Origin of the sequence: Variibacter gotjawalensis (assembly GCF_002355335.1) — a bacterium.
GTDB lineage: Bacteria > Pseudomonadota > Alphaproteobacteria > Rhizobiales > Xanthobacteraceae > Variibacter > Variibacter gotjawalensis.
Window position 1 is genome coordinate 2,223,733 of record NZ_AP014946.1, and the last position, 21,737, is coordinate 2,245,469.

Genomic DNA, 21,737 nt, shown 5'->3' on the forward strand with positions numbered 1-21,737 from the left:
GTCACTTCGCCTTCACAACCGGGTAAAGGCCCTGTGGCCGCCACATCAGCACCGCGACCATGAGGCCGATGTTGCTGATCAGTGCGAGCTTCGGTGCGAGGTAGCCGATGTAATTCGCCATCAGCCCGACCAGCAGTGCGCCGACGAAACACCCTTCGACCGATCCCAAGCCGCCGATGATGACCACGATGAACACCAGAATGAGGATCTCGGAGCCGATATGGGATGTGATGCTCTCTTGATAGAGCCCCCACATCAGCCCGCCGAACCCTGCGAGGGCTGAACCCGCGACGAAGACAAGAACGAAAATGCGGCGAACCCGATAGCCGAGCGTTTCGACCATCTCGCTGTTCTCGACGCCGGCGCGCACGATCAGTCCGATCTTAGTGCGATTCAGCACCAGCCGCATCGCGATGAACAGCGCAAGGCCGAGCACAACGGCAGCAACGCGGTAGATCTCGATCGCTGCATCGCCGATGAGGAAGGAGCCGCGCAGCGTCGCGGGGCGATTGAGGTGGAAGGCCTGCGGCCCCCACAGGACGATGATCAGCTGCTGCGTGACGATGGCGCCGCCCAGCGTGACGAGAATTTGTTTGAGATGCGATCCATAAACCGGACGGACGATGGCGCGCTCGAAAATAAGCCCGAGCCCCCCGGTCACGCCCACGACAACGACAAGCGCGATTGCGATCGCCGTCAGATTCAGCGCGACGGAGGACGCTTCAGTCCAAACACCGAGTGCTTTCAGCACCGAGAAGCCGACGAATGCGCCGACCGTTACAAACGCGCCATGGCCGAAATTGATGACGTCCATCAGGCCGAATACCAGTGTCAGGCCAGACGCCATGACGAAAATCATCAGCCCCATCGCGAGCCCCGCGACAGTTAGCGTCAGCCACGCGCTCGGATCGCGCACGGCGAGGAAGCCGAGCACCGCGAGGGCAGGGACGATGAGCAATGGCGCGTTCGCGTCGAGCTTTTGCCCGAGTGTCGCGCTATCGATGCGCGGTGCGATCGAAGTCTCGCTCATTGATGCGTCTCCAGGCTGAGGCCCATCAGCTTCTCCTGCAGCGCGGCGTCGCCGGCGAGCTCCGCCATCGCGCCGCGATGCACGATACGCCCGTCGTCCATCACCGCGACCGTATCGCCGAGTGCCTTCGCCATCGCGAAATTCTGCTCCACGAGCAGTATCGTTGTTTGCGTTTTCTTCAGCTCGCGCAGCGCTGTGATCATCGCCTGTATGATCGCGGGCGCGAGCCCTTTGGTCGGCTCGTCGATCAGGATCAAGCGGCGCGGCTCGATGATCGCGCGCGACACCGACAGCATCTGCTTCTGCCCACCCGAAAGGTTGCCGGCGGGTAGATTCCAGAACGTCTTCATCGGCGGAAACAGGCCGGTCACCCAATCGACGCGCGCGGAATCGAGCGGCCCGTTCGCGGCCGCCAGCACGAGATTCTCCTTCACGGTGAGGTCCGTGAAGATTCCCATATTCTCCGGCACGTAGCCGATGCCGCGACGCGCGATCGCCGGTGTATCGAGCTTAGAGATATCCTCGCCATCGAACATCACGCGGCCCTGCGCGGCGCGCCATAACCCCATGATCGTGCGCATCGTCGTCGTCTTGCCCGCGCCGTTGCGGCCGAGCAGCACGGTGACTCCGCCGGCGGGCACAGAGAAATCGACACCATGCAGGATGTGATATTGCGCGATGCGCGTATGCACACCTTCGAGAGTCAGGAGATCAGGCATCCGCCGCCACTCCGAGATAAGCCTCTTGCACGATCGGCGATGCGATCACTTCGGCCGGTGCGCCGTCGGCGACGAGCTTGCCGTTGTGCAGCACCACGATGCGATCGGCGAGCGAGCGAATGACGTCCATCTTGTGCTCGACCAGCAAAATCGTCTTGTTGTTGTCGCGCTTAAGCTCCGCGATGAGATCGAGGATCACCGGCACTTCGTCGATACTCATGCCGGCGGTCGGCTCATCGAGCATCACGACGTCAGGCGCGAGCGCAACCAGAAGGGCGACTTCAAGCTTTCGCTGATCGCCGTGCGACAGGGTCGCGACATTGACGTCCGCTTTGTCGGCGAGGTGGACCTGCGCGAGGATCGTCTCGGCTTTAGCGATAAGCTCGCGATGAGTCTCGGCGAGCGAGAGCATGTTGAAGCCGATGCCCGCTTTGCTCTGCACGACCAAGCGCACGTTCTCGCGTACTGACAGGTTCGGAAACAAGCTCGTCAGCTGAAACGCGCGGCCGATGCCTTTCTGCGTGCGCGCCGCGACAGATAGGCGCGTGATGTCTTCGCCGTTCAGCGTGACGCTACCTTCGCTCGCCGGAAGCTGCCCAGAGATCAGATTGAAGTACGTCGTCTTACCGGCGCCGTTCGGTCCCACGATCGCTGTCAACGTCCCGCGATCGAAATCGCAGGTGACGTGGTCGACCGCGACATGCCCGCCGAAACGGATCGTCAGGTCGCGCGTGGAAAGGACGGGCAAGGTCACAGCGTTTGGCCTGATCCAATGAGGATGGCTTCTGTCATCCCGGACAGAGCGCGGAGCGCGATGATCCGGGATCCATGTCTCCCTGTTTACGCCAGGGATCCGTGGATCCCGGCTCTCGTGAGCAAAGCTCACTCGGCCGGGATGACAGCCGAAGTACTAAGGCGCCGCAGTTATTTCTTATTCCGGATCGGGATTTTCATATCCTCGATCTTGATCTCGCGGACGAGCTCCGGAATGCCCCACTCGACCTTATCGTCGACGCGAATTTTGAAGTGATACATCGCCTGCAGCGCCTGGTGGTCTTCCTTGCGGAAGATCATCTTGCCCTTCGGCGTTTCGAACTCCATGCCTCCCATCGCAGCGATGAGGTCGTCGGTCTTGTTTGACTTCGTTTTCTTAAGCGCTTCGACGATTGCGATGCCGGAGGCCATGCCGCCTGCCGTGAAGAAATCCGGCGGCTCGTTGTAGCGCTTCTGGTGTTCCTTCACGAGCCAGTCGTTCACCGGGTTCTTCGGGATCTCGTAGTAGTAATACGTCGCGCCTTCCATGCCGGGCAACTGCTTGTAAGCCTTCAACGCCGCCAGGATGTTGCCGCCCGACGCGAGTTCGATGTTGAAGCGCTCGGGGTTCAGCGCTTTCAGCTTGCCGAACGGATTGCCGCCGCCGGCCCAGATGACGAACACGAACTTGCGGCCCGGCTCGTTCTTCAGTGCGTCGAACAAGCGCTGAGCGCTCGCCGTGAAGTCCTGCGTGTCTGTCGGCGCATATTCTTCGAACACGAGCTTCGCGCCGGTATCCTTCAGCGCTTCCTTGAATGCGGCGACGCCGTCGCGGCCGAAGGCGTAATCCTGCGCCAGTGTTGCGATCGAGACGCCTGGCTTGCCGATCGCGACTGCGTTCGACACCGCGTCCTGCGTCGAGTTACGCGCGGTGCGGAAAATGTACTTGTTCCAAGCCGCGCCCGTTACGCTGTCGGCGACCGCCGGCTCGACGATGAGGATCTTCTGATGCTCTTGCGCGACCGGCAGCATCGCAAGCGCCACGCCCGAAGAGACCGGACCGACAGCGATATTCGCGTCATCATCGCCGAACGCCTCGGCGAGCAGCGTCTTGCCGACATCCGGCTTGCCCTGAGTGTCTTTCTCGATCAGCACGAGCTTGCGACCGTTCACCATCATGGTGCCCTGCGTCGCATATTCGAGGCCGAGCTTCAGGCCGATATTGGATTGCTTTGCGTAAGCTTCGAGCGGGCCGGTCTTGTCGTAGACATGCGCGATCTTGAAGTCTTGCGCATTGGCCGCGAAGGCGAGCGCAGTCGCCGTCATGAGGCCAAGCGCACTACAAAGTCCGATGCGGCGGATCATTCTTATTCCTCCCTGCGGAAAGTTTGCCGCACTATGGCGATGCTGCAGCGCCGTGCCAAGCGCATTTCGCGTTCAAGCATATGTATTTGTTGGGAGGGTGGCCGCATCTATCGGCTCCGTTTTCTTGACGCGCCGCAGCTGCCGAACCTATGGTCAGTGGCGAGGAAACAGGCACGGCGTGACGCGTTACGCGCGCCGTAACACGCGCCACCAAGGCGCGCCCGGATCGAGAAGGCTTCCATGAAAACGTTCGAGACACTGCTGCTTGAGAAAACGCACGAGCACGTGCTCCAGGTCACGCTCAATCGCCTGGAGTTTGCCAATGCGATGAACACGCAGATGGGCCTCGACCTGGTTCACTGCTTCGAGGACCTGAACCTCAATGCGCATGGCGTGCGTTGTGTCGTCCTCACGGGCGCGGGCGATAAGGCGTTTTGCGCGGGCGGAGATCTTAAAGAGCGCAAAGGCATGACGGACGAGCAGTGGAGCCTGCAGCACGTCATCTTCGAGCGCATGGTGCGCGCATTGATGAGCTGCCCGGTGCCGATCGTCGGTGCGATCAACGGCGCCGCCTATGCGGGCGGCTGTGAAATCGCACTGTGCACGGACTTCCTCTATGCGTCGGAGAACGCGCGTTTCGCGCTCACGGAAGTCACACTTGGCATCATGCCGGGCGCCGGCGCCACGCAGAATCTCGCGCGCGCGGTCGGCGTGCGACGTTGCAAAGAGATCATCCTCACGGGTAAGCCGTTCACGGTGCAGGAGGCGTCCGAATGGGGCCTCGTCAACAAGGTGTTGCCGGCCGCCGATCTTCTGAAGGAAGCGCACGCGACCGCTGAGCGTATCGCAGGCAATGCGCCGATCTCGGTGCGGCAGGCAAAATCGGCAATCAGCCGCGGAGCCAACATGTCGGTCTGGGATGGTCTCGCGTTCGAGATCGAGGCCTACAATCGCATGGTGCCGACCGAAGATCGCCGCGAAGGCATCAATTCGTTCAACGAGAAGCGCAAGCCGGTGTTCAAAGGCCGCTAAGCGCCTATATTCATCCGAGGTAAGGAGAGACGCATGCGTGAGAAAGCTCAAGTCCGCGAAGTCGGACCGCGTGACGGCATCCAGATGGTCAAGACCATCCTGACGACCGAACAGAAACTGAAGTGGGTTCGCGAAGAAGCCGCCGCCGGCGCGAAGTATTTCGAGGCGACGTCGTTTGTGCCGCCGAAGGTGATAGCGCAATTCGCCGATGCACCCGATGTCGCAACCGGGGTGCTCGATATTCCTGGCATCGAGGCCGCAGCTTTAGTGCCGAACCTGAAAGGCGCGCAGCGCGCCTTCGATATCGGCTGCGCCAAGGTGAATTACGTACTCTCGGCGAGTGAAGCGCACAATCAGTCCAACGTCCGTCGCTCCACCGACGAGTCGCTGCAGGGCTTCCGCGACATCATGGCGGAGCATTCCGCGCGCGGACTGAAAGGGAAGGTCGTCATAGGCGCTGCGATCGCGACGTCGTTCGGCTGCACCATCCAAGGTCACGTGTCGGAAAAGCGTGTCGTCGAAATCGCGGTGGAATTGGCGAAAGCCGGCGCGGACGAGATCAGCCTTGCGGACACGGTCGGCTACGGAAATCCCGCGCAGATCCGTCGCCTCTTCACCGACGTTACGAAAGCAGTCGGCAAGATTCCGCTTGCGGCGCATTTCCACGATACGCGCGGTCTCGGCATCGCCAACGTGAGCGCGGCCGTTGAAGCCGGCGTGCGCCGCTTCGATGCTTCGCTCGCGGGTCTCGGCGGCTGCCCATTTGCGCCCGGCGCGACCGGCAACATCGCGACGGAAGATTGCGTGTTTCTGCTTGAAGAGCTTGGCTTCGATACCGGCATCGATATCGACAAGCTCATTCCGCTGCGTAAGGAAGTGGAAAGCTGGCTGCCGGGCGAGCGTTTCTTCGGCATGGTCGCGCGCGCCGGATTACCGAAGACCTATCGAGCAACCCAGCAGGCCGCCTAAGTCGCGCGACCTTCTTCGCGCAGCGCGTCTGCCAGCGCATGCATCGCTGGCAGGTCGGCCCAGGACTCCAACGTCACGGGCAGCTTCTGCCGCCAATTCGGATGCTCGTCGACCGTGCCCGGTACATTCGGCTGATCGATGACTTCAAGAATATCCTCGATCGACACGGCCATAACGCGGCTCGGCGTGCGCGCGAGGAAGCGCGCCGCGTCGACGAAAGTGGGGCACCGATCGCGCGCGACATGCGATTTCGCCAGCGCCTCGCCGAACACCCAATGTGCCGCGCCGCGTTGCTCGTCCGTCTCGCCGGGATCGAGGCCGAGATCGCGCTTGATCGTGAGGTCGTGTCCGCTTTGCCAACCGGCGAATGTCGCTAGATCGTGGGTCGCGAACGTCACCAGCGCGTTCGCCATGTAGTCTTGCGGCAACGTGAAGCTGCCGGCTTCGTCGCGTTCGAAGATCATGACCTTGTAGGACCAGACGCCGCGCTCGCTGAGGCCTTCGCGCAAGCCATCCGGCACCGTGCCGAGATCTTCGCCGATGACGAGACATTTGTGGCGGCGGCTCTCGTCGACGATCACGTCGAGCAGGCCGCCGAGTGGGTAGCGCAAATACGCGCCGTCACGTGGCGTGAATCCGAACGGGATGAGGAAGAGGCGATTGAGCCCTAACACATGGTCGATGCGCACGGCACCGGCATGCCGCATCGTGGCCGCGATCAGCTCACGAAATTCCGTGAAGGCGGAAGCACGCAGTGCGACCGGATTGAACGCTGCGAGCCCCCACGCCTGACCTGCCGTGTTGAGAAGGTCCGGCGGAGCGCCGACTTCGACGCGCGGGATGATCGCGGTCTGCTGGCTCCAGGCGTCGGCGCCGCCCGGTTCGACGCCGACCGCAAGATCCGCGTAAAGCCCGATCGGCAGCCCGAGCTGCTTCGCGCGCGCTTGGCACGCCGCGAGTTGACGATCCGCGATCCATTGGGTGAATTCGTAGAAGCCGAACTCCTGCGGGTCTTCGGCCCGCAGTGACTCGATGCTCGCATCGCTCGGCTGGTTCCACGGCTTCGGCCAATCCCACCAAGGCCCGGAGAGGCGGCGTCGCAAAACCTCGAAGGCCGCAAAGCGCTCGAGATAGATGCCGCGTTCGCCACGAAATTTCTTGAAATCTGTCGCGCGCGCTTTGTTCGGCTTGGCCATAAAGCGCGAATAGGCGAGGCGAAGCGCGTAAGTCTTCAGCGCCGCAACGGCCGGATAGTCGACCTGATCGGCCGAGCGCGCCCGTGCGAGGTCATCGGCCAAACCTGCGTCCTCGATCCCGACGAACTCCGGCAACGCATCGACGTCGATGTAGAGAATGTTGAGGAACAACCGGCTGTTCGGCGAGTAAGGGCTCGCTTGTTGCGCGCGATCGTCGAACAAGGCGTGCAGTGGATTGAGCCCGACGCCGGCTGCGCCTTTCGCCGCTGCGATATCGACGAGTTCGAGCAGGTCGGTGAAATCGCCGTGTCCCCAATTGCGTTTCGATCGCACGCCGTAAAGCTGCACGGCGAGAAGCCAGAAACGCCGATCCGGATAGTCGTCGAGCTGGTAGGCTGCGTCGTCATCGAGCGGCCGGTCGGCCTGGGAGTGTGGGATTGCGCTGCCTGAACCGTTCAGCGCTGCAACAAGCGAACGCAACGCATCATCAGGCACGACGCGGCGTGTGCCCATCGCGTCATGGTATTCGCGCTCGATGCCGAGCGCGGCCGCGTGGCCGGCGAGATCATTCATCCTAGACGGCGGCCCGATCAATCGGAATAGAACCCGGTGCAAGCGGCTTTGTCACTACAACGCGCGCCGGCTTGCGGCAATCCATGAGCACTGCGACGTAGTCATTAAACCATGCGTCCAGTGCGAAATCCTTCATCTTGGCCATCATAGCATTCCAACGCTCGCGACGCTCTGCAATCGTCATTGTCAAAGCCTGTATCAGGCCGCGGGCGACGGCCTCGATATCGTGCGGGTTCACCAGCACCGCGGAGTCAAGCTGCCGCGCCGCGCCCGCGAATTCCGAAAGCACGAGAACGCCGGGATCGAGCGGATTTTGCGCAGCCACGTATTCTTTTGCGACGAGGTTCATGCCGTCATTAAGAGGCGTGACGAGGCCGACATCGGCGACGCGATAGAAGCCCGCAAGCGCGGCCTGCGAATACGAACGGTTGAGGTAACGGATCGGCGTCCAGTCGACATCGCCGACGCGGCCGTTGACGTCGCCGACCAGCTGCGAGATTTCCTGCTTGAGCTCTTGATACGCCGGGATGTGCGTGCGAGACGGCACGGCGATCTGCAGCAGATGCATGCTGCCGCGCATTTCAGGCGCGATCTCGAACATGCGATCGACGGCGCGAATGCGGTTCGGCAAACCTTTCGAATAGTCGAGACGATCAACACCGATCGCGAGCTTGCGTCCCTGAATTGATGCGCGCAGGCGCGTGATCTCGGGCTGCGCTGACGCCTTCGTGGCGCGCTCGGCGAAATCCTGCACGTTGATGCCGATCGGGAAGGCCTGCAGATGTACGGGCCGACCTTCGAAAACGTAAGTGTCGTCTTTGCCTTCGAGATCGAGCTCGCGTTTCAGATAGTCGGCGAAGTGGGTGAGATCGTCTTCGGTCTGGAAGCCGATCAAGTCATACGACAGCATCGCGCGCACGAGTTCGTCATGCTGCGGCACGCTGAGCATGATGTTGCGCGACGGGAATGGCGTATGGAGGAAAAAGCCGATCGGCCGCGTGATGCCGAGCTTGCGTAATTCGTCGGCGAGCAGCAGAAAGTGATAATCGTGCACCCAATAGGCGCTGCCCGAGTGGGTGAAGCGCAGGAGCGAGCGCGCCATGAAGGCGTTCACTTCGCGATAAGCCGTGTAGTCGGTTTGGCTGGAGCGGATAAGGTCGGTGCGGGAGTGGAAGGCCGGCCAGAGGACGGCGTTCGAATAGCCTTCGTAATAGCGTTCGTAAAACTCGGCCGGCATGTCGACGCGGGCGATTGCACCCTCGCCAAGCGGCTCGATTTCGATAAGCGGATCTTTACCACTGCTCAAGCGATCGCTTGCGCCAACCCAAATAGCGCCCGCATCTCTTACGGCGGGAAGCAGCGCTCCCGCCAGGCCGCCCTCAATGGGCGCGTTCGGTTTCGGCGAGACAACACGATTCGAAACAACGACGACAGTCACGTAATTGCCTCCAGTGTGGCGAGACAACGGCCGACGCAATGCAAGGTTCCTGCCGAAATCCATCACAACTCATTCTGCTGACAGAAAAATGTCATCGGCGCGGTCCAGATTTCGCATTGCTGGTTTCGCGGGTGCGAGAACCGAAAGGCGGGCCGAAATTGCTGCGAAAAATTCAGGCAACTGCTTTGGCCAAAGGCGCGAATTGCGGCGATGCCGGGTTTGGCCGGAACTACACTCCCGGGCAGGGGTTACCATCACGTCGCCACGCCGCGACGCACAGGCCAATTGCGAAAATCGTATTGACGTTCAGAGGGCAAGCATGAAGCATGAACCACGTCCACGACTGGCCGGGGTCCCCGCAGGCGTGGGGCCGGATGTCGAGGGCGCGCGTTTTTTCATCGAAGAGGTCTACCCGATCGTCGATGGGGGGAAGTTTCCCGTCAAACGCATCGCGGGTGAGTCGATCGATGTCTGGGCCGATGTGTTTCGCGATGGCCATGACGTAACGGTCGCAACATTGCTGTGGTCGCGCGCGGGTGATCAGTCTTGGCGACGGGTCCCGATGCAGCACGACGTCAACGACCGCTGGCACGCCGCATTCGCGCCGCCGCAGAGCGGTCAGCACCAATTCGCCATTGAGGCTTGGACCGATTCGTTTGCGACCTGGCGTCGCGGCTATCTGCTCAAGGCCGAAGCCGGGCAGGCGAGTGCCGTCGATGCCGACGAAGGGCGGGCGTTGCTGACCGGCGCGCGTTACGGCAATCCGGAGCATCGCGCCGTCGTGCGCCAGGCTCGCGAAACGTTCGATCAATCGCGCGACGCGACAGTGCTGTTGACGGAAGAGCTCGCCGAAGCGATGGCGGGGGCGCAACCGCGCCCGGATTTGACCTGGAGCCGCGCATTTCCGCTCACGATCGATCGCGCCAAGGCGCGCGCGAGCGCGTGGTACGAGATTTTCCCGCGCAGCCAGAGCAAGACGCTGGGCCAGCACGGCACGTTTGACGACTGTATCGCGCGTCTGCCGGACATCGCCGAGATGGGCTTCGATGTCCTATATTTTCCGCCGATCCACCCGATCGGGACGACCAATCGCAAGGGCAAGAACAACTCGCTGACGGCAGGCGGGAGCGACCCTGGCAGCCCTTATGCGATTGGTGGCGAGGCGGGCGGCCACGACGCGCTGCATCCTGAACTCGGCAACCTCGATGATTTCCGTCGCCTCGTGGCTGCGTGTCACGAATATGGACTTGAGGTCGCGCTCGACTTTGCCACGCAGTGTTCGCCGGATCATCCTTGGCTGAAGAATCACCCGGAATGGTTCAGGCGCCGCCCCGACGGGACCATCAAATACGCCGAGAATCCGCCCAAGAAGTATCAGGACATCCACAATCCGGACTTCTACTGCGTTGAGAACAATCCGCTGTGGACGGCCTTTCGCGACGTGATCCAATTTTGGGTCGATCAGGGCGTCAAGATTTTTCGCGTCGACAATCCGCACACCAAGCCGTTCCCGTTTTGGCGCTGGTTGATCGCCGACATTCAAAGCCGCGATCCGGATGTCATCTTCCTATCGGAAGCTTTCACGCGCCCGAAGGTGATGAAGGCGCTCGCCAAGCTTGGCTTTTCGCAGTCCTACACTTACTTCACGTGGCGTGAGACAAAGGCGGAATTCTCCGAATACATGGCCGACCTGACCAAGCATCCGGAACGCGAATTCTATCGGCCGAACTTCTTCGTCAACACGCCGGACATTCTGCCGAAGCATCTGCAAACCGGCGAACGCTGGATGTTCGTCGCGCGCGCGGCGCTCGCCGCGACGCTATCGTCAAGCTACGGTGTCTACAGCGGTTTCGAGCTGATCGAGCATGCGCCGCTCGGGCCCGGCAAAGAGGAGTATCTCGACTCCGAGAAATACGAGATCCGCGTCCGCGATTGGAACGCTCCCGGAAATATTCGCGGCTACTTCACGTATCTCAATCGCATTCGCCGCGAAAATCCCGCGCTCCTGCAGACCAGCAACTTCCGCTTCGTCAATGTCGACGATGGCGAGGTGCTCGGCTTCCTCAAGGATTCGTTCGATGGTGAGAACGCCGTCGCCTGCGCGATCGCGTTGACTCATCGGGCGCGAGAATTCTGGATGCATTTCGGCGATATGCAGATTGGCCCGCCCAATGCACTCAAATTCATTGAAGGCGTCGAGAACCTGGCGACGGGCGAGCGCCGCATGCTTGAATGGGGTGGTGTGCGGCTCAGGCTCGATCCCGAGCAGGACCCTGCGCTGATTTTCCGCTGTTTCTAAGGAATTGTCCGTGAACGTACTGCCGCAGATTGATGCCGCCACTTCGACCGGCCAAGACGACGATTGGTATCGCGACGCGATTATCTATCAGTTGCACGTCAAGGCGTTCGCCGACTCGAACGGCGATGGCGTCGGCGATTTTCAAGGCCTGACCGAGAAGCTCGATTACTTGCTGGAGCTCGGTGTTACCTGCGTGTGGCTCTTGCCGTTCTATCCGAGCCCGCAGCGTGATGACGGTTACGACATCGCGGACTACGGCGACGTCAACCCGATGTACGGCGCCATGAAAGATTTCCGCCGCTTCATGGCGGAGGCAAAGCGCCGCGGCCTGCGCGTCATCACCGAACTCGTCATCAACCACACGTCCGATCAGCATCAGTGGTTCAAGCGTGCGCAGCGCTCGCCAAAAGGCTCGAGCGCACGCAACTGGTACGTATGGAGCGACACCGACCAGAAATTCCTCGAGACGCGCATCATCTTCACGGACACTGAGAAGTCGAACTGGTCGTGGGATCCGGTCGCAGGCCAGTATTACTGGCACCGCTTCTTCTCGCATCAGCCGGATTTGAACTTCGATAATCCGCGTGTCGTCAGCGCGGTCGTGCAGGTGATGAAGCGCTGGCTCGACACCGGCGTCGACGGTTTTCGTCTCGACGCTATTCCGTATCTTGTCGAGCGCGAAGGCACGAACAACGAGAACCTGCCGGAGACGCACGTCATCCTGAAGAAACTGCGTCAGGAGCTCGACGCGTACGCGCCCGGCAAACTCTTCCTCGCCGAAGCCAACCAGTGGCCCGAAGACGTCAGCGCCTACTTCGGCGACGGCGACGAATGCCACATGTGCTACCACTTCCCGCTGATGCCGCGCATCTACATGGCGATCGCGCAGGAAGACCGCTTCCCGATCGCCGACATTCTGCGTCAGACGCCGGATATCCCGGCGAACTGTCAGTGGGCTTTGTTCCTCCGCAATCACGACGAACTCACGCTGGAAATGGTGACGGACTCGGAGCGCGACTATCTCTGGTCCACTTACGCGGCCGATCCGCGCGCGCGCATCAATGTCGGCATCCGCCGCCGCCTTGCTCCGTTGATGGACAACGATCGGCGCAAGATCGAATTGATGAATGCGCTGCTGATGTCGCTCCCCGGCACGCCGATCGTCTATTACGGCGATGAAATCGGCATGGGCGACAACATCTATCTGGGGGACCGCAACGGCGTACGTACGCCGATGCAGTGGACGCCAGACCGCAACGGTGGCTTCTCGCGCGCGGACCCCGCGCGACTTTTCTCACCGGTCATCATGGATCCGGTCTACGGGTATCAAACCGTCAACGTCGAAGCACAGTCGCACAGTCTTTCATCGCTTCTGTCATGGATGAAGCGGCTGATCGCAGTGCGCAAGTCGACCAAGGTATTCGGTCGCGGATCGCTGTCGTTCATCCGTCCGGAAAACCGGTCGGTGCTCTGTTATGTGCGGCAGTGGGGAGACGAGACAATCCTCTGCGTCGCGAATCTATCGCGCACCGCGCAGGCCGCCGAGCTTGATCTCGCGCAATTCAAAGGCCGCATCCCCTTGGAGATGCTCGGCCGCACGCAATTCCCCGCCATCACGGACGCACCGTTCGTTGTCACGCTGGCGCCGTATGGTTTTTTCTGGTTCCAACTCACCGAGCCGAAGGATGGTCGCGCTACACGCCCGACCTACTTGCCGGAGCGTGCGACTGTCGTCGTGAAAGACGGTTGGGGCGAGCTTCTGGCCGGCCGCGCGCGTGGTGTTTTCGAGCGCGACGTGCTGCCGGTTTATCTCCCGGCGCAGCGCTGGTTCGCCGAGAAAGGTAGCCGCTGGATCGAGCCGAAGATCGCCTCCGCACTCACGCTCACACACGGCGACCCCGGCTTCCTTTGGATGCTGCTCGATGTCGGTGCTGAGCGCGGCAAGAGCCAATATGCGGTGCCGCTGAAAGTCGACTGGAGCAGCTTCGATCGCTCGAAGCCGGCCGAACGCGACGTTATTGCACCGGTCCGCAAGACGGCGCGCGAAGGCGTGCTGCTTGACGCGGCCTTCCACCAAGACTTCGTCACGTGGCTCATCGGCGAATTGCATGCCGGCCGCTCGTTCGAGCGAGACGGCCACAGACTCCAGCTTCGGCCGAGCGAGACTTTTGCGAGCGGCGAACTGGTGCCGGTCAATGAAGTCAAGCCGATGAGCGGCGAACAGTCGAACACGACGGTGTTCGTTGATCGCCGCTACATCGTGAAATTCTTCCGCCGCGTCAGCGCCGGCATCAATCCGGATATCGAGATCAGCCGTTACCTTACCGATGTCGCCAAATTCCCGAACTCACCGGCGCTCGTCGGCTCGGTCGAGTTGGAGACGGCTGGCGGCTGTTACGCGCTTGCGATTGTGCAGGAGCTTGTCGAAAACCAAGGCGACGGTTGGTCGACGACATCGACCTATCTCGATCGCTTCTTGGAAGAAGCGCGGCTGCTGCAGGAGCCGCTGACACCGGATCACCATGCCGCGTTTCTGCTGCGTATGAGCCAGATCGGCAAACGCACGGCCGAAGTTCATCGCGCGCTCGTTGCGGCAGATGAACCGGCTTTCGTGCCTGAGCCGATCAGCGCCGAAGACCGCGCGAAGTGGTCGGAAGACCTTTCGCAATACACTATCGAAGTCTTTCAGCAATTGCTGCAGCGTCTGTCGACGCTACCTGACTCGATCCGAGAGATCGCCGAAACTGTCGTGTCACGCCGCGACGAGATTCTCGTCAAGATCAAAGCGCTCATTCCAGATCACGTCTCGGCGCAGAAGATCCGCCATCACGGTGACTACCATCTCGGTCAAGTCTTGATCGTGAAAGACGACATCTTCATCCTGGACTTCGAGGGCGAACCCGAGCGTCCGATCGAGGACCGTCGTCAAAAAGCGCCGGGCCTCCGCGATCTCGCCGGCATGGTGCGCTCGGTCGACTACGCTGCAACGGCCGCGCTCGATCGCATGGTGATATCCAGCGCGGACGATAACGCACGTCTCGCGCCGCATCTTGAAGAGTGGCGCGCCCAATGCGTCACGGCATTGACCGCCGCATACAAAGAAAACGCCACTGATAAACGCATCTGGCCGGACGATGATGCCGCTGCGGAACGCATGCTCTCGTTCTTCATTGTTGAAAAGGCGGTGCACGAGATCGCTTACGAACTCGCCAACCGCCCATCGTGGCTGCATGTGCCGCTACGTGGAATCCTACGCCTCCTGTTCCCGGAGGAGGAAGTCAAAGCATGATTGTCGATCCCGCTGCGCGCGCCGTCATAGAAGGCAGGCATGCGGATCCGTTTTCTTATCTCGGTCGTCATGAGGAGAACGGGCGCGCTGTCGTGCGCGCATTTGTGCCCGATGCAAAAACCCTTCACGCCGTCGGCGACAACGGCGAGGCGGTTGAATTGCCTTGCATCGATGAAGCCGGTTTGTTCGCCGGCCCCGTTCCAGGGTCGCTGAAGCAATACCGTCTGCGCGCCGAATACGATGCAGGACCGTACGAGTTCGAGGATGCTTATCGCTTCCTCCCGGTGTTGTCTGACTTTGATATCTACTTGCTGAGCGAAGGCACGCATCTGCGTGCTTACGAAAAGCTTGGCGCACATCCGCTCGAACATCACGGGGTCGAAGGTACAGCTTTCGTCGTCCTCGCGCCGAATGCGCAGCGTGTCAGCGTCGTCGGCGAGTTCAACCAGTGGGACGGCCGCCGCCATCAAATGCGGGTGCGCGGCAACGGCTTTTGGGAAATCTTCGTGCCGGGCGTCGGGCAGGGCACAAAGTATAAATTCGAAATCGTGTCGCGCGACGGCGCGCTGCAGCCGCTCAAATCCGATCCTTATGCATTTTCTGCTGAAGTGCGGCCCGCGACCGCATCGATCGTTCACGATGTAAAAACGCTGACGCCATCGCGGCTCGAGCGCTTGAACGCCAACGACCGTGCGTCACCGATTTCGATCTATGAGGTGCATCTCGGCTCTTGGCGCCGCAACGGCAGCCAGGACGGGCCGTGGCTGACGTATCGCGAACTCGCCGAACAGCTGCCGGCTTACGTTGCAGACCTCGGCTTTACGCACATCGAGTTTCTGCCGATCTCCGAACATCCCTTCGATGGCTCTTGGGGCTATCAGCCCACAGGGCTTTACGCTCCCACGAGCCGGTTCGGTTCGCCGGAAGATTTCGCCGAACTCGTCGCTGCGTGTCACCGCGCAGGGCTTGCTGTCATCGTCGACTGGGTGCCGGGACATTTTCCGGACGATCCGCACGGCCTGGCGAAATTCGACGGCACTGCGCTCTACGAACATGCCGACCCGCGTCAGGGCCGCCATCTCGATTGGGGCACGCTGATCTACAACTACGGGCGGACGGAAGTTGCGAACTTCCTGCTCGCGAATTCGCTGTTCTGGTCGGACCGCTACGGCATCGATGGCCTGCGCGTCGATGCGGTCGCCTCGATGCTATACCTTGACTACAGCCGTCCGTCCGGCGGCTGGGTGCCGAACCGGCATGGTGGTCGCGAGAATCTTGAAGCGATCGAGTTTCTCCGCCGCTTCAACTCCGAACTCTATGGTCACTTCCCGCATGCGGCTTCGATGGCGGAAGAGTCGACCGCGTGGCCGATGGTCTCGCGGCCGGTCGACATGGGCGGTCTCGGCTTCGGCTACAAATGGAACATGGGGTGGATGAACGACACCCTGCGTTACATCTCGAAGGACCCGATCCATCGCCGTCATCACCACGGCGATATCAACTTCGGCCTCCATTACGCATTCTCGGAAAACTTCATCCTGCCGCTCTCGCACGATGAAGTCGTGCATGGCAAAGGCTCAATCTTCGGCCGCATGCCGGGCGACCGCTGGCAGCGCTTTGCGAACTTGCGCGCTTATTACGGCTTCATGTTCGGTCATCCGGGCAAGAAGCTCATGTTCATGGGCTGCGAGTTCGGGCAGGAGCGCGAATGGAATCACGATCGCGCGCTCGACTGGGATCTGCTCGGCGATCCCGCACATCAAGGCGTGCAGAATGTCATGCGCGATCTCAATCGCCTTTACGCGTCGACGCCGGCGCTGCATGCGCTCGATTGCGAAGCCGAGGGGTTCGAGTGGCTCGTTGGTGACGACGTCAACAACTGCGTTTTCGTCTGGCTCCGAAAGGGCAGCGAGAAGCAAGAGCGCTGTATCGTTGCGGTCAACTTCACACCGGAAGTCCGGCGCGACTATAAATTCCGCGTTCCGTCCGCCGGCACGTGGCGCGAGGCGCTTAACACGGACGCTGGGATCTACGGCGGCAGTAACGTCGGTAACGGCGGGGAAGTCCGTGCCGTTGCCAAGGGCGATCACGCCGAACTCACCCTGACACTGCCGCCGCTCGGCGCGCTGTTCCTCGTTCCCACCGATCACTGATGAAAGAGAGTTGATGCGAGTTCTGGATGGTACGCCCCACAAGCTCGGAGCGACGTGGGACGCACGCGGCACCAACTTCGCGCTCTTCTCCGCCAACGCCACCAAAGTCGAAGTTTGCTTGTTCGACCCGCAAGGGCGGCGCGAACTCGAACGTATCATGCTGCCGGAGCGCACCGACGATGTCTGGCACGGTTACCTGCCGGACGTGTTGCCGGGGCAGCTCTACGGCTACCGTGTGCATGGACCGTACGAGCCCGAGCACGGCCATCGCTTCAACCCGCACAAACTGCTGCTCGATCCTTACGCCAAGCGTCTTGCCGGGCGTCTCGTCTGGAGCGACGCGCATTTCGGCTATCGGCCGGGTTCGCCACGCGCCGATTTATCGTTCGACCGCCGCGACAATGCGCGGGGCATGCCGAAGGGGATGGTGATCGACGAAGCCTTCACGTGGGGCGACGACGCGCCGCCGCATGTGAGCTGGGAAGACACGATCTTCTACGAAGCTCACGTCAAAGGTTTGACAATGGGCCGCGAGGACGTTCCGCCGGGTTGGCGCGGGCTTTTCAGCGGTCTCACCGCGCCCGGCATGGTCGATCACTTGAAGCGCCTGGGCGTCACCAGCATCGAGCTTCTGCCGGTGCACGCTTTCGTCGACGATCGTCGTCTCGTCGAGCTCGGCCTGCGCAACTACTGGGGCTACAACACGATCGGCTTCTTTGCGCCGGAGCCGCGTTATTGCGGCGACGATGGCGTCGACGCGTTCAAGACGATGGTCTCGCGCCTGCACGCCGCCGGCATCGAAGTTATCCTCGATGTTGTCTACAATCACACGGCGGAAGGCAATCAACTCGGCCCGACCCTGTCGTTCCGGGGCATCGATAACGCGAGCTACTATTGGCTCAAACCCGATCAACCGCGCTACTACGACGACTTCACCGGTACTGGAAATTCGCTCAACCTGACTCATCCGCGCGTGCTGCAGATGGTGATGGACTCGCTGCGCTATTGGGTCGAGGTCTGCCACGTCGACGGCTTCCGCTTCGACCTCGCGACGACGCTCGGCCGCGGTGCGCATGGTTTTGACATGCGCTCGGCCTTCTTCGCTGCAATCCGTCAGGACCCTTCGCTCGGCCGGGTGAAGCTCATCGCGGAGCCGTGGGATGTCGGCATGGGCGGCTACCAGGTCGGCGGTTTCCCGTCCGAATGGTCGGAATGGAACGACAAGTATCGCTCGACGCTCCGGCGCTTCTGGCGCGGTGATGGCGGCTTGCTCGGCGAACTGGCTGGCCGGATGACAGGCACCGCCGATACGTTCAACCATCGCGGCCGCGCCCCACGCGTGTCCGTCAACCACGTCATTGTGCACGACGGTTTTACGCTCGCCGATCTCTACGCCTACAACAACAAGCACAATCAGGCGAACGGCGAGGATGGGCGCGACGGCTCTGACGATAACCTCAGCAACAACTGTGGCGTCGAAGGTCCAACCGAAGACGCAGCGATCCTAAAGAAGCGCCGCGCGCTGCGCCGCTGTCAGCTTGCCTGCGTGCTCCTCGCGCACGGCATGCCGCTGATCCTCGCCGGCGACGAAGTCGGCAACGGCCAGAACGGCAACAACAACGCCTATTGTCAGGACAATGAGATCGGCTGGGTTGATTGGTCCAAACGGGAGGATCCGGACGAAGATTTCACCGATATGATCGGAGCTTTCACGGCAGTCCGCCGCCGTCACCAGCAGTTGCGCTCGCGTCACTGGCTGCGTGGCCGTAACGGCAACGACAAGCCGGACGTTTTGTGGCTGACGCCATCCGCGACCGAGATGACGGAAGCTGACTGGAAGTTTCCGGAAGGCCGCGCGCTTGCTTACCTATTGGCGCCGCAAGAAGGCGCGCCAGGGCCGCTTTTTATCGTGCTTAACGCGAGCGGTGGTCCGGTCGACTACAAGCTTCCGGCTTGGGACGATCTGAAGACGTGGTTGCCGCTTGCAGCGACCAATGCCGATGTAAGGGTTGGTGCGCCTGGCGCGGTTGTCTCCGCGCCGGCGCTCAGCGTCACTGTATTCGGCGTGGCAGAATAGGGTGCCGTTGAACGATCGTCCTTCGTAGCCCGGATGAGCGAAGCGACATCCGGGGCCAACTCCTGCCGCACGGTCTCGGTCCCGGATGTCGCGTGCTCGCTGCGCAAGCGGCTCATCCGGGGTACGGCGATGCTCAATCCTTGCCGTTCGACCGGTTTGTGAACCGTGCATTGCCTAGGCCGGTGCCGATCGTCAGCACGCCCCAGTGCTTGAAGTCCTGCGCGAACGGCACTTCGCTGAGCCCTTGGACTACGGCATCGTTGTGCATCAGCACAACGGTGTCATGATCGCCCATCGTCGGGATATGCTCGATCAATTCGCTTGGCAGATTGAACTTCGAACTTTCCCAGTTGCCCGGCAGATTCTGCGCTCCGCGATCGATCGCGCCATCCGGCTCGATCATTCCGGGACAGCCGATCCCGATGAAAGGCGCTGGCTTGAAGCCCTCCTTCTCGGCCGCCGCGATGAGCTTCTTCAACATGCCGGCAAGCTTCTTCACAGCCTCGTCGCGCTTCGGGCTATCGTCCGCATGGCGCCAAAGCTCTTTCTTCCACACGGCCGCTTTCGACATATCGGGCGCTTTTTTGGTGTTCAGCTCGACAACGCCGGCGCGGATATTCGTCCCGCCGATGTCGACCGCCAGGATGCTGTCGTGCGCTTGGAAGATCCATGCGGGGGCAAGATGCACGGCGCCGATCAAACCGGCTTCGTCCGGGTGATTGCGGATCGGCTGCAGATCGACCTTGATGCCGTCGCTCTTGAGGATCACGCCGGCGCGGCCGATCGCGCGCGCACCGTATTTCGAATCGCGCATGCCGCCGCCGACCACGATGTGCTCGGTATCCTTCCAGTTCTTCGCCTTGAGGAAACGCTTGATCACGCCTGCGAGCTGCTGGCCGAATTCCTCAACCGCGCCCTGAATGATCCCAGACGCATCCCCGTCGTCGCTGTCGAATGCTGCGTCGAGCTTCTTCTTGCTGATCTCGGCGCTCGGCACATCGCCGAACGGATCCTTCTTCAGCTTGCGCAGCGGCTTGCGAAGGTCGTCGAGGATTGTCTGAAACGCGCGCTTCGAGGCGCGGTCGCCGATGAAGCCGTCGTCGTCCTTGATCTCGATATTGTAATTGTCGATTTCGACCGAGGGCAGGCGCGAGGCGCCGTGCGTGATGATCGATGCGGTCTTCGTTTCAGCCATAAAGTTACGCTTCCCCTCGTAAAGGCCTTGCAGGGAACCCAACGCCTGGGCGGGGTAGCGGGTTCCGCCCGGTGGCGGAAAGGCGCACACCGCGATACTGACAGGCGCTCAGAGTTGTGCCTTAGTTGGCGCCATCGGCACGACGACCGCTTCGGGCGGCCGGACAGACAAGCCGCAGACCCGGGAGCGAACTATGACGCACAGATTCACCCGTCGCCGGTTTTTGGCGACAACCGCGGCAACCTCGGCCGTGCTGGCGATGCCTCACGTGAGCCACAGCCAGGCGGCCGGCAAACTCAATGTCGGCTTCTGGGACCACTTCGTTCCCGGCATGGGCCCCGTGATCTCGGGCTTGTGTAAGGAATGGGGTGATCGCGAGAAGGTCGAAGTCTCGGTCGATTTCATCACCTCGGTCGGCAACAAGACGCTGCTCACCACTGCCGCAGAATCTCAAGCACGCGCCGGCCACGACTTCTTGCCGTTCGCCGCTTGGGACGTTCAGGCGCATGCCGAGAATCTTGAGCCGGTCGACGACATCATGAACCCGCTCATTGCCGAGAACGGCGCCGTCAACGAGACGGTCAAATATCTCGGCCGCCACAACAACAAGTGGGTTGCCGTTCCAGCCACAAGCGGCAGTCAGATCAAGGGCCCGAGCACGCGGCTCGATCTCATGAAGAAGCATGCCGGGCTCGACATGCAGGAGATGTATCCGGCCGGCAGCGCGCCGAAAGCCGATAACTGGACGCTCGAAACATTCCTCAAAGCGGCCGAAGCTTGCCACAAAGGCGGCGTTCCGTTCGGCATCGGACTTGGCCAGACGTTCGATTCGGTCGACACCTTCGGCGCGTTCTTCCACGCCTTCGGCGCGCAATTCACCGACTCGACCGGCAAGATCACGGTGAAGACCGACAAGATGCGCCAGGCGGTCGAGTTCGGCCGCAAGCTAGCGGCGTTCCTGCCGGCCGATGCGCCAGCTTGGGACGATACGTCCAACAACAAGTGGATGATCGCCGGCAAGGGCGCGATGATCATGAATCCGCCGAGCCACTGGATGGTGGCCAAACGCGACGCGCCGCAGGTCGCCGAGCAATTGTGGACGCACGGCTTCCCGTCCGGCCCGAACGGCCGCTATGCGCCGTTCCTGCCGTGGTTCTGGGGTGTCTGGAGCTTCTCGAAGAACAAGTCGGCGGCAAAGAGCTTGCTGACCTTCCTCTCGCAGCGCAAAGCCGTTGAGACGATGGTGACGGCAAGCGGCGGCTTCGATCTACCGTCGTTCGAGAAGTTCACGACGTTCAAGACGTGGGCAGAGGAGGGGCCGCCGAAGGGCACGCTCTATCACTATCCGAACCCGCACAATCACCAAGTGCTGTCGATTGCCGCCACTCCGGCGCCGCCGAAGATCGCGCAGCAGATTTACGCGCAGGCGCTGCCGACCAAGATGATCGTCCGCCACATGACCGGCGAGCCGATGGAAAAGACGTTGGCCTGGGCAGAAAGCGAAGTCGAAGGCTTCATGCGGACTTAAGGCGAAACGCCGCGCCGAATTCAGGGCTTTCATTCCGAACGGATACGGCTGCGCGCGAGCGCAGCCGTATTGTTATTGGGGGTGCGGCAATCGCTCACACCTGTGATCACAGAGCTGCATT

14 protein-coding genes are annotated in these 21,737 nt (G+C 61.5%); 7 read left to right on the forward strand and 7 right to left on the reverse strand.

What is annotated here, in order from left to right; all coding sequences use genetic code 11:
* Position 1 precedes the first annotated feature (1 nt).
* The 4 genes from GJW30_RS10810 to GJW30_RS10825 form a co-directional block, all read right to left on the reverse strand.
* Positions 2 to 1,030 (reverse strand): branched-chain amino acid ABC transporter permease, encoded by a 1,029-nt coding sequence (locus GJW30_RS10810; RefSeq protein WP_096355166.1) that lies wholly within the window; start codon positions 1,028 to 1,030, stop codon positions 2 to 4.
* Entirely contained in the window at positions 1,027 to 1,749 is a 723-nt protein-coding gene (locus tag GJW30_RS10815; protein ID WP_096355168.1) for an ABC transporter ATP-binding protein, read from the reverse strand. Before GJW30_RS10815 ends, GJW30_RS10810 begins: the two co-directional genes overlap by 4 nt.
* A complete protein-coding gene (locus GJW30_RS10820) occupies positions 1,742 to 2,497 on the reverse strand; it encodes an ABC transporter ATP-binding protein (protein WP_208408453.1) in 756 nt (251 codons plus the stop codon). Before GJW30_RS10820 ends, GJW30_RS10815 begins: the two co-directional genes overlap by 8 nt.
* 176 nt (positions 2,498 to 2,673) lie before the next feature.
* The gene (locus GJW30_RS10825) at positions 2,674 to 3,867 is read right to left on the reverse strand and encodes a substrate-binding domain-containing protein (protein ID WP_197703788.1); all 1,194 of its coding nucleotides are present in this window, start codon (positions 3,865 to 3,867) and stop codon (positions 2,674 to 2,676) included.
* Positions 3,868 to 4,107: 240 nt separating this feature from the next.
* Here GJW30_RS10825 and GJW30_RS10830 point away from each other — a divergent pair, with 240 nt between their 5' ends.
* Complete coding sequence (locus GJW30_RS10830) at positions 4,108 to 4,899, forward strand: enoyl-CoA hydratase-related protein (protein ID WP_096355172.1); 792 nt, start codon at positions 4,108 to 4,110, stop codon at positions 4,897 to 4,899.
* 33 nt (positions 4,900 to 4,932) lie between these two features.
* On the forward strand, positions 4,933 to 5,868 hold the full coding sequence (locus GJW30_RS10835) for a hydroxymethylglutaryl-CoA lyase (RefSeq protein ID WP_096355174.1): 936 nt from the start codon (positions 4,933 to 4,935) through the stop codon (positions 5,866 to 5,868).
* On the opposite strand, the gene malQ is transcribed toward GJW30_RS10835, so the two are convergent.
* Positions 5,865 to 7,637: a 4-alpha-glucanotransferase gene (malQ, locus tag GJW30_RS10840; RefSeq protein WP_096355176.1), complete on the reverse strand. Its 1,773-nt coding sequence runs from the start codon at positions 7,635 to 7,637 to the stop codon at positions 5,865 to 5,867. The two genes, GJW30_RS10835 and malQ, sit on opposite strands and share 4 nt — an antisense overlap.
* A 1-nt stretch (position 7,638) precedes the next feature.
* Positions 7,639 to 9,075 (reverse strand): alpha,alpha-trehalose-phosphate synthase (UDP-forming), encoded by a 1,437-nt coding sequence (locus GJW30_RS10845; RefSeq protein WP_096355178.1) that lies wholly within the window; start codon positions 9,073 to 9,075, stop codon positions 7,639 to 7,641.
* Positions 9,076 to 9,394: 319 nt separating this feature from the next.
* On the opposite strand from GJW30_RS10845, the gene GJW30_RS10850 reads away from it, so the two are divergent.
* The 4 genes from GJW30_RS10850 to glgX are packed head-to-tail and all read left to right on the forward strand — an operon-like array spanning position 9,395 to position 18,893.
* On the forward strand, positions 9,395 to 11,374 hold the full coding sequence (locus tag GJW30_RS10850) for an alpha-1,4-glucan--maltose-1-phosphate maltosyltransferase (protein ID WP_096355180.1): 1,980 nt from the start codon (positions 9,395 to 9,397) through the stop codon (positions 11,372 to 11,374).
* 10 nt (positions 11,375 to 11,384) lie between these two features.
* Positions 11,385 to 14,663 (forward strand): maltose alpha-D-glucosyltransferase, encoded by a 3,279-nt coding sequence (gene treS / locus GJW30_RS10855; RefSeq protein WP_096358781.1) that lies wholly within the window; start codon positions 11,385 to 11,387, stop codon positions 14,661 to 14,663.
* The gene (glgB, locus tag GJW30_RS10860) at positions 14,660 to 16,816 is read left to right on the forward strand and encodes a 1,4-alpha-glucan branching protein GlgB (protein WP_096355182.1); all 2,157 of its coding nucleotides are present in this window, start codon (positions 14,660 to 14,662) and stop codon (positions 16,814 to 16,816) included. Before treS ends, glgB begins: the two co-directional genes overlap by 4 nt.
* Before the next feature lie 13 nt (positions 16,817 to 16,829).
* Positions 16,830 to 18,893, forward strand: a complete 2,064-nt coding sequence (gene glgX / locus GJW30_RS10865; RefSeq protein ID WP_096355184.1) for a glycogen debranching protein GlgX — start codon at positions 16,830 to 16,832, stop codon at positions 18,891 to 18,893.
* 133 nt (positions 18,894 to 19,026) lie between these two features.
* Here glgX and GJW30_RS10870 read toward each other — a convergent pair whose 3' ends face one another.
* Complete coding sequence (locus GJW30_RS10870) at positions 19,027 to 20,088, reverse strand: ROK family protein (RefSeq protein WP_096355186.1); 1,062 nt, start codon at positions 20,086 to 20,088, stop codon at positions 19,027 to 19,029.
* A 193-nt stretch (positions 20,089 to 20,281) separates the two neighbouring features.
* Between GJW30_RS10870 and GJW30_RS10875 the strand changes: the two genes are divergently transcribed.
* Positions 20,282 to 21,616: an ABC transporter substrate-binding protein gene (locus GJW30_RS10875; protein WP_096355188.1), complete on the forward strand. Its 1,335-nt coding sequence runs from the start codon at positions 20,282 to 20,284 to the stop codon at positions 21,614 to 21,616.
* The last annotated feature ends 121 nt before the right edge of the window (positions 21,617 to 21,737 follow it).